The organism is Anoxynatronum sibiricum (genome assembly GCF_039414295.1).
Classification (GTDB): Bacteria; Bacillota; Clostridia; order Peptostreptococcales; family Tindalliaceae; genus Anoxynatronum; species Anoxynatronum sibiricum.
In genome coordinates this window covers 21,967-36,428 of the sequence record NZ_JBCITM010000011.1, presented here as the reverse complement: position 1 = coordinate 36,428, position 14,462 = coordinate 21,967, and the positions used below count along the sequence as shown (strand labels likewise).

General features: G+C 42.8%; 10 protein-coding genes. 6 read left to right on the top strand and 4 right to left on the bottom strand.

Features of this window, described 5'->3' with window-relative positions:
• Window positions 1–13: 13 nt before the first annotated feature.
• Both AAIG11_RS11215 and AAIG11_RS11210 read left to right on the top strand, forming a co-directional pair.
• Window positions 14–1,957 carry a PAS domain S-box protein gene (locus tag AAIG11_RS11215; protein ID WP_343186344.1) on the top strand — a complete coding sequence of 648 codons (1,944 nt, stop codon included), beginning with the start codon at window positions 14–16 and terminating at the stop codon, window positions 1,955–1,957.
• Window positions 1,954–3,219 carry a GGDEF domain-containing response regulator gene (locus AAIG11_RS11210; RefSeq protein WP_343186343.1) on the top strand — a complete coding sequence of 422 codons (1,266 nt, stop codon included), beginning with the start codon at window positions 1,954–1,956 and terminating at the stop codon, window positions 3,217–3,219. Before AAIG11_RS11215 ends, AAIG11_RS11210 begins: the two co-directional genes overlap by 4 nt.
• Here the strand turns inward: AAIG11_RS11210 and AAIG11_RS11205 are convergent, their stop codons facing one another.
• The gene (locus AAIG11_RS11205; RefSeq protein ID WP_343186342.1) at window positions 3,220–4,173 is read right to left on the bottom strand and encodes an OmpA family protein; all 954 of its coding nucleotides are present in this window, start codon (window positions 4,171–4,173) and stop codon (window positions 3,220–3,222) included.
• Window positions 4,174–4,214: 41 nt separating this feature from the next.
• Window positions 4,215–5,165 (bottom strand): hypothetical protein, encoded by a 951-nt coding sequence (locus AAIG11_RS11200; RefSeq protein ID WP_343186341.1) that lies wholly within the window; start codon window positions 5,163–5,165, stop codon window positions 4,215–4,217.
• Between the two features lie 259 nt (window positions 5,166–5,424).
• Between AAIG11_RS11200 and AAIG11_RS11195 the strand changes: the two genes are divergently transcribed.
• From AAIG11_RS11195 to AAIG11_RS11180, 4 genes are all read left to right on the top strand, one after another.
• Window positions 5,425–6,159: an SIR2 family NAD-dependent protein deacylase gene (locus tag AAIG11_RS11195; RefSeq protein WP_343186340.1), complete on the top strand. Its 735-nt coding sequence runs from the start codon at window positions 5,425–5,427 to the stop codon at window positions 6,157–6,159.
• Entirely contained in the window at window positions 6,156–7,913 is a 1,758-nt protein-coding gene (gene recJ, locus AAIG11_RS11190) for a single-stranded-DNA-specific exonuclease RecJ (protein WP_343186339.1), read from the top strand. The genes AAIG11_RS11195 and recJ overlap by 4 nt, the downstream gene beginning before the upstream one ends.
• A 38-nt stretch (window positions 7,914–7,951) precedes the next feature.
• Window positions 7,952–9,268: an amidohydrolase gene (locus AAIG11_RS11185; RefSeq protein WP_343186338.1), complete on the top strand. Its 1,317-nt coding sequence runs from the start codon at window positions 7,952–7,954 to the stop codon at window positions 9,266–9,268.
• A gap of 114 nt (window positions 9,269–9,382) precedes the next feature.
• Complete coding sequence (locus tag AAIG11_RS11180; protein WP_343186337.1) at window positions 9,383–12,313, top strand: insulinase family protein; 2,931 nt, start codon at window positions 9,383–9,385, stop codon at window positions 12,311–12,313.
• On the opposite strand, the gene AAIG11_RS11175 is transcribed toward AAIG11_RS11180, so the two are convergent.
• Both AAIG11_RS11175 and AAIG11_RS11170 read right to left on the bottom strand, forming a co-directional pair.
• Window positions 12,264–13,373 carry a flavodoxin family protein gene (locus tag AAIG11_RS11175; RefSeq protein ID WP_343186336.1) on the bottom strand — a complete coding sequence of 370 codons (1,110 nt, stop codon included), beginning with the start codon at window positions 13,371–13,373 and terminating at the stop codon, window positions 12,264–12,266. The genes AAIG11_RS11180 and AAIG11_RS11175 overlap by 50 nt on opposite strands.
• Entirely contained in the window at window positions 13,367–14,419 is a 1,053-nt protein-coding gene (locus AAIG11_RS11170; RefSeq protein WP_343186335.1) for a Rossmann-fold NAD(P)-binding domain-containing protein, read from the bottom strand. Before AAIG11_RS11170 ends, AAIG11_RS11175 begins: the two co-directional genes overlap by 7 nt.
• Window positions 14,420–14,462: the final 43 nt, after the last annotated feature.

Sequence of the window (14,462 nt, the reverse complement as noted above, 5' to 3'; positions counted from 1 at the left end):
CAACGGGGGAATCATGATGAACCAGTTTGTTGAAAATGGGTTGTTGCGCCATATTCTATCAAATCTTAATGTATTGATATATTCTCGGGATGGGAATAATGACTGGTTCTATTTCAGCGATCAATGTGAGCAATACACAGGTTATTCACCTGATATTTTCTTTCGAAGAGATCATTTTTGGTTGGAATGCATTCTCTCGGAAGATCGAGTTCAGCTCACTCAGCAATGGCAGGAACTTCATAAGGGGGAGACGGCCACAGTTGAATATCGTTTTCAGTGTGCAGACGGTACTGTGAAATGGTTTTCTGATTCAGCAAAAGCTGTTCTTGATGAAAATAGAAGACTGGTGCGGGTTGATGGCAGCATAAGGGACGTCACACGGCATAAAGAAACAGAGACTGATCTTCATTTGGTCCGCTCAGCTGTTGAGAGTGCAAACAATGGAATGATCATTGTCGATGCTCGAAAAAAAGAAATGCCGATTATATATACCAATCGGGCATTTGAAGAATTGACAGGCTATAAGCGCGACGAAGTTTGCGGTAAAAACTGCAGGTTGTTGCAGGGAAGCGACCGTCAGCAGGACGGAATAGAAAAAATCAGGCGTGCAGTTCGTGATCAAAATAAAGCAAATGTGGTGCTCCGGAATTATAAAAAAAACGGCGATCTATTCTATAATCATATTTACATTTCTCCTGTTAAAAATACGATGGGCGAAGTGACTCACTACATTGGCGTGCAGTATGATGTGACAGAAAAACATCGTTTGCAGCAAAAATTGAAAACATATTACGAAAGAGAAAAGTATCTTCGGACGATTCTTGGGATCATCGCTGACTTAAATAAAATGATCGGGACAGCAAAAAATGAGTCATTTTTATTCCACAATCTATGTCAAAAACTAATGGTCAATAATCATTATCAGTATATATGGGTTGGGCTGATGAGTAATGGAGAAATATCCAAATCCTATTCTTTGGGGCAACCCACGATTTCTGTTGATAGAAAACAGCAGTATCACGAAAATATTCAGGATAGAATGATGACACAGCCTCATTTGACGACGCAACTTTACAGTCGGCACCGCAACCTTGGATACTGTCTGGTAATACCCATGAAGCAAACGGTGAAAAAAGAAAAACTAATGGGTCAGCTGGTGATATATTCTCATTATGAGCATGGTTTTATGGAAGAAGAAGTGGCGATGATTGAAGACTTAATGATGACGGTCAGTAATGCCATAGAGTATCAAAAGATGGACCAGCTGATGTTTTATCATGCACGTCAGGCGGCACTGGGTGAATTAATTGGTAATATGGCTCATCAGTGGCGTCAGCCAATTAATGAACTGGGTCTGATCCTTCAGGATTTAAGAGAAGCCTATTTTTACGAAGAGTTAAATGAGGCATATGTGAGTCAGAGTACTGAATCGGGCATGGAACTGCTGCATCAAATGTCTGCCACAATCGACGATCTTCGGCGCTTTTTTACGGGCAGTCAGCGCAAAGAATCTTTTTTGCTGTCAGAAGTCATTCTTCAAAGCCTTGCCTTGGTACAGCCCCATCTGAACAAGTTGTCAATAAAGGTGGAACTTCAGGAACTTGATGAGATTCATCTATTTGGTTACTCAAGAGAGTATGCACAAGTGGTAATCAATCTTTTGAATAACTCGCGGGATGCATTGTTAAGACAGCAGCCATCGCATCCACAGATTAGCATTCTTTTAAAGAAAGAAGGATCGTTGGCGATAATGACAATTGAAGACAATGGCGGAGGAATTCCGGAAAACCTGATGGACCATGTTTTTGAGCAGTATTACACAACAAAAAAAGATTTCCAGGGTGCTGGACTGGGTTTGTATATAAGCCGCATGATCATTGAAAATGGGATGGGCGGCAAAATATCAGCCAAAAACATATCTGAAGGAGCTTCCTTTAGAGTGGAGGTGCCGCTATGAATGGAAAAAAATACGATCCTTTAAAAATTCTGTTTGTGGAGGATGAAAAAGGAACAAGGGAACGTGTCACAGGACTGCTTCTCAGAAGGGTCAGTCATGTATTTGCCGCTGAAAGCGCACTGCAGGGTTTCGATATTTTTCGTGAACATCAGCCACAGGTCGTGTTAACAGATTTGAACTTACCCGATATTTCCGGCCTTGAGTTGATTAACCGAATAAGGGAAATCAACTCAAAAACGGCGGTTTTGATTATTACCGCTTACAATGAAACGGAGTATTTGCTGGAGGCTATTGAACTGGGAGTCTCTCACTTCCTGATTAAGCCCCTTAGCATCGAGAAATTGGATCGTGCACTGGAGAAAATTCATAGTGAATACATGATGGAGCAAGAAATCGAGAGACAGCGCCATTATACGCGAACGGTATTGGATTTTCAGGATAGCCTCGTGATGGTAACGGATGGCAAAGTCATTTTTGATGCGAATCAACGATTCAGGAGTTTTTTTAAACTGAATGAACTTCCCGATCAGGGATCATTTTTGGAACGGGTTTTGCTGGAAATACCAGACGCGCCGGATTTCTCTCGATACAATGAAGAGGACTGGGAGCAGGCAACAGAACTGGTAAAAAAAGTGGTTATTTTTGATCATGAGGAAGAAGAAAATAAATATTTCAACTTGAAAGTAGCGATATTTCCAGGAGCTGAAAATAAAAAAATAATCTCTTTAACAGATGTAACCGAGTTGGAACATGAAAGACAGTATTATAAGCGATTAGCAATCATTGATCCGCTGACTCAGATATATAACCGCGTTCAATTCAATCGGTCATTGACAGAAGAGATTCAGAAGGCGCGTCGTTTTCACTCTCATTTTGCCCTGGTGATGTTTGACATTGATCACTTTAAGAAAATCAATGACACTTATGGACATCAATTGGGAGACAAAATACTGGTGGAATTAACAAATACAATTCGCGATAACATCCGTGAAGTTGATATATTTGCGCGATTTGGAGGGGAAGAATTTATTATTCTTGCACCGGAAACAGATCTGGAGGGAGCAGCGATACTCGCTGAAAAGTTGCGTCAGGCAGTGGAAGAGGCCAATTTTAGTCATGGTGAAAGACTTACCTGCAGCTTTGGAGTTTCATCTAACAAAAAAAATGATCAGCCTGACGACCTGATTAAACGGGTAGACGACAGGCTGTATCATGCTAAACATAGAGGCAGGAACCGGGTGTGTTCGTCAGTAAGCTGTTGATCAGGGCATAATGCGGCGGGAAAACACATCGAGAGAATCTTCCAAATAGTCGTCGATAATGTTTCTAAGCTGATCATCTTTAAGAATGATGGCAATTTCAATTCGTCGGTTTCTGGCTCGGCCTGCTTCAGTTTGGTTAGATGCAATGGGACGAAATTCAGAGTACCCACTGGCAGCAAAGAAATCTCCGTATTTTCGTTCAAGATTGGGATTATTGTCCATCATGTATGTCACAACAGCAGTAGCTCTTTTAGTTGACAGATCCCGGTTATAGGCGGCACTTCCTGTGGAATCAGTGTGCCCTTGAATGCTGATGGCATCAATGTTTGCACGAGTGGAGGTGTCATCCAACACGCGCTCAAAGGCGACGGCAAGCTGGTCGAGAAGTGCTCGACCTTCAGGCTTTATTGCATAAGAGTTGTAAGCAAAAACCAGCCCCTCATTAATGACGATATTACCGTTATCTGCAATTGTCACCAGTTCCTGGCCAGCTTCATTGGTGCGGCCCAACTCGCTTTCGATGCTATCTTTTACCCGTTCAAGCACTTCCAGTCTCAGTAATGCAATTCCGGTAAGTCGGGTACGAAGTTCACCCAGTTCCCGGTTACTTTCTGCAATAATCTGGCGCTGTTCATCGATTTGTCGTTCAGAAAGAGTCAATGCAATTTCTCCTTCTTCAACTTCGGCCTTCACTTCTTCAATTCGATCCATGAGGAGACGCAAGTTCTTTTCAGCCTGGCTGATTTCAGCATTTGCTTCTTCAAGCCGTCGTTGGGTATCAATCACCTGACGTTGAGCAAATTCCAGGTTTTTACCAGAAATAATATTTTGAAGATAGGCTAAAAGCATGAGAAAAAAGAGCACCAATGCAATCGTGGAGATTAAATCAGTAAAAGAGGGCCAGAAATTTTCGGTCTCAAACCCGTTTTTAAAATTTCTGCGTCTGATCTTCATGGTAAACCGCCTTTCCAACATTTTTGCATTTACATCAGTGGCTAAACCGAAGTGTCACTGTTTCGGCGGGTCGTTTCTTTTAGTGTTTCTGTCAGATCCGCAAAGCCAACATTCATACGATCGATATTTGTTCGAAGATGATGATTAAACTCCGAAAAATCCCGGGTGTTCTCGCGGAAGTTTGAAAGAGAACGATCAAATAATGCAATGCTTTTCAACAGCTGGTCAGAAGCGTTCCCAATTTCTGCAGTAGCAGCTGTCAATGGCCCTTGGAAGCTCTCCACCACATATGCAAAACTTTTTTCCATGTTGTGGGAAAAATCATCAAGTGTACTTTTCAAAGCCTGGTTTAATATTTCATATTCGCTGTCTACTTCTTTAGATATTTGAAGAGCAACCACATTGTCAAGGTACTCTTCTACATCAACGAAGAGTTTTTCCCGTGCTGTCTCAATATGACTAAAAACAGAAAAGAGCGTTAACAAAATGGCGCAGGCAATGGCAAAGAGAGAAGTTACAAAGGCCACAGACATGCCTCTCACTGAGTCGATCAAACCACCGATGATGGAATCCATGCTGGTGAGCATTTCAGTGTGCTGGCCTGCACTTAATAATTCAACAAGATTGCCAATAGAGAGAGTCAGTCCGTAAAAAGTTCCCAGTAATCCTAAAATAATCATAAGAGAGACAGATGTTTTGACGAAACGTTCTCCCAGGTTCAGAGAACGAAAATCATGGTTAAAGTGACGTTCTATGATGGCTTGTGTGTTCACTTCATGGTGATTCCCTTTGGCAGCAGTACAATAGCTATCAAGAATACCCTGCAGTACGGGGTGACCAGTTCTGCCATCTTTTAACTGCTGAAGGCTTTCACCCAGTTGTCGGTATTTGCTCCGAATCGTGACGGATATAACAAGTGAACTGAAAAAAACAGTCAAAATAAAAAGGATGATGATGACGGCAAATGGATTTAATTGTGACAAGATATTCATTGAGGGATCCCTCCTGATATAGTGATAAATGGGTGGTAGGCGAGTATCAAACAGATTTTCATTATAACATAAGGATAACACAATGGAACAGTTTTGAAAAACCTTTCACGCACTTGATGCATAGGAGTGAATTTGAACCGGGAATTTCAATTGCAGCTGAAAATATGATAAACTGTACCATGTTTCATGTTTTACAGAAAGCATAATAGAATAATCAGCGCATTATATTTTGCATCTGATATGGAAAGGAGCGACACCAATGAACCAGGAGCATACACCTGAAGAACAGGCAGCAGCCTGGATCAAGGAATCGTCTTCGACGGTTGTTTTCACAGGAGCCGGCATGTCTACAGAAAGCGGTATTCCGGACTTTCGCTCAAAAAACGGTTTGTGGACTAAAACTGATCCAATGGAGGTAGCTTCAGCAGAAGCTATGAATCAACAATACGACCTTTTTCATGAATTTTATACACTGCGGTTTAAAACCCTTGAACGCTGTCATCCACATAAGGGGCATGAAATACTGGCGGCATGGGAACGCAGAGGACTGGTTGATGCTATTGTCACTCAGAATGTAGATGGTTTTCATCAGCAGGCAGGCAGTCAAAAGGTGTATGAGCTTCACGGTGCATTAAAAAAAGTGTGTTGCATTGACCATGGACATCAAGCCACTTCGGATGATTTCATCATGGGAAAAAGATGCGTCTGTGGCAGCAGGTTGCGTCCAGGGGTGGTTCTTTTTGGAGAAATGTTACCACAAGATGCATGGAAGAAGGCTATTGAAGTGATTCAGCAAGCAAGCGTTCTATTGGTCATCGGTACAAGTTTGCAGGTATCGCCTGTGAATCAGTTGCCTTTAATGACAGCCGGAAAGACGATTTTCATCAATCAGGAAATGGTGCCAGCCGCTTCGGGGTATGACCTTGTGATTAAGGGAAAAGCTGGCGATATAATCTGTCACTTAAACGATTTGCTTTGTGGAGGGAGTTCATGAAGGCGTGTTATGAAACAAAATGGATATCAGCTAATCATCACGAACTTGGTGAACTGCCTGGTCGGTTTCATCCGGTGATAGAAAAAATACTCATGAGCAGAGGTGTGAAAGAAGCCGCCCAAATGGAAGAATTTTTGTCAGAGTCCCCACAACTCACTCATGATCCCTTTCAAATGAAAGGAATGGACAAAGCGGTTACGTTAATTATTGATGCTCTGAATAAAAAACAAAAAATCGTTTTTTATGGAGATTACGACGTTGATGGCATGACATCGGTTGCACTATTGCTGGATTTTTTTTATCCGATGACATCCAATATTGAGTTTTACATTCCTTTGCGAGAAGAAGAAGGGTATGGACTGAATCAGGAAGCGTTGCTGGAGATAAAAGAAGATTATCAGGCTGATTTAGTAGTGACGGTGGATTGTGGTATAAGTGCGGTGGATGAAACAGAATATGCCAAGAAAATAGGTTTGAAACTCATTATTACCGATCATCACATGCCGGGTGATCAGCTGCCAGATACTGTGGTGGTTAATCCGAAGCAGCCTGACTGTGATTATCCCTTCAAAGAACTCTCGGGCTGTGGAGTCGCCTTTAAACTGGCGCAGGCGCTGCAGAAGAGACTACATATACCCAAAACACGACTGACAAACCTCCTTGATTTAGTCGCATTGGCCACAGTATGTGATGTTGTGCCGCTTCGGGATGAAAACCGAACTATGGTAAAATATGGAATTCAAAGGATGCGTACCACACAGAGACCCGGCTTTCAAGCTTTGTTGGAAGTGCTATCCATTCCAAAAGATCAAATAGGCGTACGTGAACTGGGATTTCGCATCGGGCCACATTTTAATGCTTCTGGCCGTATTGATGATGCCAGAATGGGAGTACAGTTGCTGGTGACGAGAAAACGTCAAACTGCTTTGATGTTGGCAGAGCGGTTGCGGTATTTAAACGATAAACGCAGAAAGATTCAGGAGATGGGAATTGATATTTGTCATCAGTTGGTTGTTGACAAGTTTCACCAGCATTCGTTTCTTGTGGTTGATAGCGAGGAACTCCATGAAGGGGTCATCGGAATTATTGCCGGCCGTCTGCGGGATGCTTTTTATCGACCAACGCTGGTGTTAACACCGGCTAAAGAAAAGGGAGTATACACTGGAAGCGGGAGAAGTGTTGAAGGCTTTCACTTGTTTAATGAACTAAAGCCGGCATCCCATTTAATGGAGCGCTTTGGGGGGCATGCCAACGCCTGTGGCCTTAAAATCAGGCAGGAAAATATCCATCAACTGAGAGATTACCTACAGCAAAGGGTATTAAAAGTTCAAGAGCAGATGCCGGACTTATTGCTGAAGAAAATCAAAGTGACAGATCATATCTGGCCAGAGGATCTTACAGAAGAGTTCATTGAAACTATGAAACGGCTGGAACCTTACGGCATGGGCAATGAAAAGCCATATTTTTTAATGAAAAATATCCAGATAGGCGCTGATAGTCACATTAATTTCATGGGAGAAGAAGGGCAACATCTGAAAATATCACAGTTCATGCAAGCAGGAAAGAAAAATATTTCCAACATCGAAATCATTAGCTTTGGGATCTCGGATGAACATCGGAAGCTGTGTTCGAAGCCAGATGCGCCTTATGACCTTGTTTTTTTCCCGCAGGTAAATGAGTTCAGGGGAAATCGACGCATTCAAATGTTGATGCTGGACGTGAAGCAAGCGGTGAAATACCCTGATAAAGCTTAAGATGATTGACATAAAAAACATGAAGGAGTGGATACGGCTTGAAAACACTAATTAGCAAGGCGCAAGTAATGACAATTTGGGATCAAACACTGGCACAAAAGTCAATTGGAATTGTTGATGATATGATTGCTTTTGTCGGCGAAGTCCCTGAAGATTTTAAGGCAGATAAAATCATTGAAGGGTCTGGTTATCTGGTGATGCCGGGACTGGTCAATGCACACACACATAGTGCCATGTCACTGCTGCGTAACTATGCAGATGATATCCCATTCTGGGAATGGCTGACAGAAAAAGTATGGCCGGTTGAAAATCAGATGGGTGCCTCGGAGGTGTACTGGGGATCAATGCTGAGCATTGCTGAAATGATAAGATCAGGGGTGACTGCTTTTGCAGATATGTACTTTTTGTCGGAAGAAACTGCCAAAGCAGCAGCCCAAAGTGGTATTCGCGCTTCCATTGCCAAGGGCTTGGTAGGTTCTTCTGAAAATGATACCGAGCGCTTGTCTGATACAAGAATGCTGGTCAAGAATTGGCATCAGGCAGAAAACGGATTAATTACAGTCATGGCAGGGCCCCATGCGCCATATACCTGCGACGATGCATTTCTTCGAAAGGTAGCAAATCTGTGTGATGATTTACAAATACCAATTCACATCCATTTATCAGAGAGTGTGAAAGAAGTGGAAGACAGCCTTTCAAAACACGGACGCACTCCAATTCAGCATATGGATGATTTGGGCATTTTCAGGCACCACACTTTGGCAGCTCATTGCGTGCACCTTCATCCTGCCGACTTTGAGATCCTCAATGACAAGCAGGTTAATGTGGTGCATAATCCGGCCAGCAACCTTAAACTGGGCAATGGGATTGCTCCTCTTTCACAGCTCTTGGAGGCAGGCATACCGGTATCTCTTGGAACTGACGGTTCTTCAAGCAACAACAACCTGAACCTGTTTGAAGAAATGAATCTGGCAGCATTGCTTGCGAAAGGTTCAACCTGCGAACCGACAGCGGCACCTGCCTGGACCGTATTAAAAATGGCTACTACCCAAGGAGCGCAGGCATTAAATCTGCAGCAGAAAATCGGTGACTTAAAGCCGGGGATGAAGGCAGACATGATTTTAATAGATCTTAACAAGCCTCACTTGTATCCTCGTTTAAATCTGGAAGCCTCTATGGTTTATTCGGCCCAAGCTTCAGATGTTGATACAGTTATTATCAATGGTAAAATCATAATGGAAAAGAAGGAAATGAAAACGTTGGATCTTGAGCGCATCTACTTTGAAATCAATCAAATTACCAAATCTTTATTGGGGAAACCCATTGACCCAAGCCATAACAATGCACCGCTATAGCAATGCCTTGCTTCAAGATCATGACTTGGAAGAGTAATGCCAGTATAAGTATAATGGCTGTTATTTGAAACGGTTGTTACAGGTAATAAATAAGAATGAGGAGTTGTCACATCAATGAGTTATTCTGCAGGACAAGAATTACATGGATTTCGTATTGTAGAAATCACTAAAGTGAATGAGGTGGAAGGAACTGCGTATGAGATGGTGCATCAAAAAAGCGGTGCCCGTCTTTACTACCTTCAATCGGAAGATGATAATAAGGTCTTCTCTGTTAGTTTTCGAACGCCGCCCGGTGACAGCACGGGTTTGCCGCATATTCTAGAACATTCAGTACTCTGTGGCTCGCGAAAATACCCTTTGAAAGATCCTTTTGTCGAGTTGGCGAAAGGTTCGATGAATACATTTTTGAATGCAATGACATTTTCCGATAAGACCATGTACCCAATTGCAAGTCGAAATGAACAAGACTTCAGGAATTTAATGGATGTCTATTTAGATGCTGTTTTCTTTCCAAATCTCCACAATCAGCCCGAAATATTGCAACAGGAAGGCTGGCACTATGAAATAAAATCAAAGGAAGAGCCTCTGACAATTAAGGGGGTTGTCTATAATGAAATGAAAGGGGCATTTTCGTCTCCTGAGCAAATACTATTTCGTAAAATTCAAGAAACTCTTTTTCCAGAAACGCCATATGGTTTTGAATCGGGTGGAGACCCTGAGATCATTCCCCAACTGACACAAGAGATGTTTACCCGGTTTCACCAAACCTATTATCACCCATCAAACGCATATTTATATCTGTATGGGAACGGACCAATTGATAATCATTTGGCATTGATCAACGAAGAGTACCTAAGTCATTTTGATAGAGTTCTCGTTGATTCTGCGATCCCTCTTCAGCAACCATTTGTTCCAGAAAAAAATCTGTTAATAGAATATCCGGTAGCTTCAGAAGAATCAGTGATAGAAAAAACATATCTGAGTATGAACTTTGTCACCGGTTTGGCCACTGACCCTGAACATCAATTGGCAATGGAGATGTTGAATTATCTATTATTGGGCACGCCGGCTGCTCCGTTGAAGAAATCTCTTATAAAAGAGGGATTAGGTAAAGATGTATTTGGCTCATATGACAGTAGTATTCAACAGCCGGTCTTTAGCGTGATTATCAAGAACAGCGAAGCTGACAAGCTGGTAAGCTTTACCAAACTGGTTCGAAAAACGTTGCAGGAGCTCATTGACGATGGCATTGACAAAAAGTTGATTGAAGCTGTCATTAACATTCACGAGTTCAAGTTGAGAGAAGCTGATTATGGTCGCTATCCCAAAGGGCTTATCTATGGCATGAAAATAATGGAGAGTTGGCTTTATGATGAAATGCCATCCATTCATTTAGCGTACGAAGGTCCGCTGCAACGTATCAAAGAAGCGCTTACCACACCCTATTTTGAGAATTTGATAAAAACCATGTTGTTGGAAAACAAGCATTACAACACATTGGTCTTGACACCAAGCCCGGGAATGAATGAAGTAAGGGAGACTCTACTGTCAAATCGGCTGGAAAAAATGAAAAAGCAAATGTCAGTGGAGATGTTGGATGAGCTGATTCTGAAGAATCAACAACTGGAAAAATGGCAGGAAACGGCACATACTGAAGAGGAATTAGCGGTGATGCCTTTGCTGACCAGGGAAGATCTTCAGGCGGAGCCGGAAATAATTCCAACCAGTGTTATGTCCGGATATCCAACAGAAGTACTTTTCCACGATCTTTTTACGAATCGCATCCAATATGCAGGAATCTATTTCGATATGGCGCCGCTAACACAGGAAGAGCTGCCTTATGTGGGGCTTTTGGCAGCCTTGCTTGGTCGAATCAGCACAGATAATTATTCATATGAAGCACTGTCCAATGCACTCAACCTTCATACGGGAGGCTTCTATTTTAAGCCGGAAGTTTATCCAAATTATTCAGGTAAAGACGACGGCATTCATCGTTTCACCATTAGAGGGAAATCATTGACTGAAAAGAATGGGTCATTTTGGCATTTACTTCAGGAAGTGTTGTTGCATACTCGTTGGGATGATCGACAACGAATTCGGGAAGTTATACGTGAAATTAAATCCCGATTAGAAATGAACCTTCTTCACGAGGGGCATTTAGTGGCATCCAAAAGAGCACTGGCATACTTTTCTCCAGAAGCTGCTTTTCAGGAAGCTACCAGCGGTCTTCTGTTCTACCACTTTATTGTCTCCCTTGAAAGGGATTTTAATGAGCAAATAGATGCTGTTATTGCAACGATACAGTCAGTTCTTAAGCGGATCTTGGTACAGAAGGGCAGCTTAACCAGCTTTACAGGAGAAAAAAAGGATTTCGAAGCTTTTTCACATGAAATGGTAAAGTTCTTTTCGCAACTGCCGGATTCATTGGAAACGGTTGATCCATTGGCTTTAAAATGTGTCAACTATCAACGAGAAGGCCTCTATCTGTCAAGCAAAGTACAGTATGTTGCCCAGGCATCAAATTTTAAAAAATTAGGCCATATTTACTCCGGAAGCATGCAAGTGCTTAAAACTATTTGCAGCCTGGATTACCTGTGGAAGCGAATCCGGGTTGCTGGCGGCGCATATGGTGCAATGACTGGCTTGTTTCGGAATGGTGATGCTTACTTTGTCTCATATAGGGACCCGAATCTGGAGGAAACACTAAAAGTGTATCAAGAGTTAGCAGATTACCTTGAAAAATTTGATGCCAGTCACCGGGAAATGACAAAATACATCATTGGAACGATGAGTCGGTTAGATGCCCCCTTAACCCCCTCAATGAAAGGTGAAAAGGCAGATGCCCGTTACTTAGCAGGTTTAACTGTGACGGATGAGCATCGTGAACGACTGGAAATCATCGAAACTGGTGCAGACACCATTCGCGGTTACAGTCATTTGATACGGCAAATGATGGCCGAAAACCAGTATTGCATCATCGGGAATGAGAATCGCATTAAAGGTGCGGCTCCCCTTTTCGACAGGATGGCTCAATTGATTGACTGATAAACAATGAATCTGTTATTTGAGCGGCGTAACTTGCCGCTCTTTTTTTAATATCATCGGCTTCCAGAATGCTCCCCGGATCATAGGCGATTGCAGATAAGCAGAATTTTGGAGGAAGCTGAAAACCCTTATTTATGCAAAGGGCATCAATAAGCTGTCTGGCAACGGCATCTCCGCCAGAGTTCCCTGATACAACAATTGAAAACAGCTGTTTTCCGTTAAAGGAATGTGTGCGATAGTAAGCAGTTAAACGATTGATGACAGCCATCAAATTGGCTGAAACGGCATCGTTATAGTTGGGGCATAGCCAAAGGAGTGCATCAGCCTGTTCAATAGCAGGTATGAGCTCCCGGATCATATCACCGCCATAAAAGCAACTTTTCTGGCGGCCATAGTAAACGCATGTTTGGTATGGGCATCCGATGCAGTCAATGATGGTGCCGTTGGCCACATGAAATTCCTCTATGTCAATTTGCTTTAAGTGCTCCTTAACCAAGTGCCATAGCATGAACGTGTTGGAAGTTTTTCTTGAACTGGCATGAAGCACGGCGAGCTTTGGCTTGGGTGATAAACAATGGTCAAATGACATTAGTCTTTCGACTGCTTTTTGACTGAAGTCATGAAGCAACTGTATTTTTGCAATGTTTGTTGTTTTTTCCCAGCGGCCAAGATTTTCAAGGTTGGGAATCATTTCTACCAAAGGGTGACCAATAAAACGACACCCCCACTGATTGAGATTGAATATGAGCCAGGACGAGAAGGTTTTTGTATGCCATTCATTAGGACTTTTTACCATTAACATGGCCACCGAATGTTTCAGTATTGCTGACCAGTGACGCTTCATAGCATAAAGAACTGGTAATAAGTCGCCGTTACTGCCGATGTCATCAAGTTCAACGGCAAGAATGATGAACAAAGCGGGCGAGTTTTCCTTAATTGAGGTGGGCAGGGGGACCACTTGTGTAGCTTCATCGATGATCAGGTTGGGTGAATAAGGGATTAACTGATTAATTAATTGGATGAAGTTCTGCGTAGCCTTCGGTCGAATAAGCACTAACATGGAAATTGCTCCAATCGGGCATAAGTATCTTGCAATCGTTGATAAAGCGCATCTGGAAATATGAGCGTTTCCCATTCCTGGCCATAAGTCAGCCAGCGATTGCGGCACCCAAAATAGACACCACCGATGAAAACAGTACTGTAGTGCCACTCTCCCCGCAGAGTTGCCAGCAACGGCAGGCAACCGGATGAAAGTGCCGGAGCGACAAAAGGCTTGAAGCCGATTTCCCGTATCACCAGATTGGCACTCAGCGTTTGGCTGGTAAGCAGATCAGAGAGGGCTGGATCGAAGTGGTCAATACTATCGGCGACAATCAAGCCTTGGCCATGTGGTCCAAAAACGCGGCCTTCCTGGTTGAAGTGGATTGTGTCTGGATGTTGCTTCGCGTAAAAGTGTGCCCGGGCGTTCATGACTCCCAGTCCAAACCCTTTCACCTGTTCTGGTATTAATCCTTCACCATCGTAATTACCGTTGGCATCTTCGTTACTCTTACGGTAAGCGGCGACACAAAGCTGATCAACTGGATCTGATACAACTGCAAAAATTCCCTGGTATTTCGCGGCTCTTGCTTTGAGGGCATACTCTTCAATAATAATTCGATTAGCATCAAACTGAGCCATGCGAACATCGGTTTTCTTTACTTCAAGGCCGGGTACCTGACGGGCTATGCAGAAAATAAACAAATCACAATTAAACAGTTGTGGTTCAGTCAATGGCAAAACAGGAGGGTAGTCAGGAAAGTTTAAGTCTCCTATTTGGTTGGTTTCATTGATCCATCGTTGCAATTTGCTTTCTGATAAATCAAAGATGCCAATGCAATCAATATCATCTTTCCCCAGAAGTCGAAGCCCGGTGAGCAATGTACTGCCCACATCTCCCAATCCGGCTAAATGAACTCGTTTTTTGCGGGGAAAAGAGAAAGCGAGTCGATCTTGCCAACGGGGATGAGCGGTGTTCACCAGGAATACCTGCTGATGTTTGATCTTTTGAACCAGCCACTCTGGAAGTTGACTAACAGATTCATTGACTATATGTTCATTATGCACATTTGACTTTCGGCAAAGAAATGCCAAAGATTCTTGATCTAAA

Coding starts and splice junctions, on each gene's coding strand:
- AAIG11_RS11215 (WP_343186344.1), top strand. CDS start 14: ATGATGAACCAGTTTGTTGAAAATGGGTTGTTGCGCCATATTCTATCA.
- AAIG11_RS11210 (WP_343186343.1), top strand. CDS start 1,954: ATGAATGGAAAAAAATACGATCCTTTAAAAATTCTGTTTGTGGAGGAT.
- AAIG11_RS11205 (WP_343186342.1), bottom strand. CDS start 4,173: ATGAAGATCAGACGCAGAAATTTTAAAAACGGGTTTGAGACCGAAAAT.
- AAIG11_RS11200 (WP_343186341.1), bottom strand. CDS start 5,165: ATGAATATCTTGTCACAATTAAATCCATTTGCCGTCATCATCATCCTT.
- AAIG11_RS11195 (WP_343186340.1), top strand. CDS start 5,425: ATGAACCAGGAGCATACACCTGAAGAACAGGCAGCAGCCTGGATCAAG.
- recJ (WP_343186339.1), top strand. CDS start 6,156: ATGAAGGCGTGTTATGAAACAAAATGGATATCAGCTAATCATCACGAA.
- AAIG11_RS11180 (WP_343186337.1), top strand. CDS start 9,383: ATGAGTTATTCTGCAGGACAAGAATTACATGGATTTCGTATTGTAGAA.
- AAIG11_RS11175 (WP_343186336.1), bottom strand. CDS start 13,373: ATGTTAGTGCTTATTCGACCGAAGGCTACGCAGAACTTCATCCAATTA.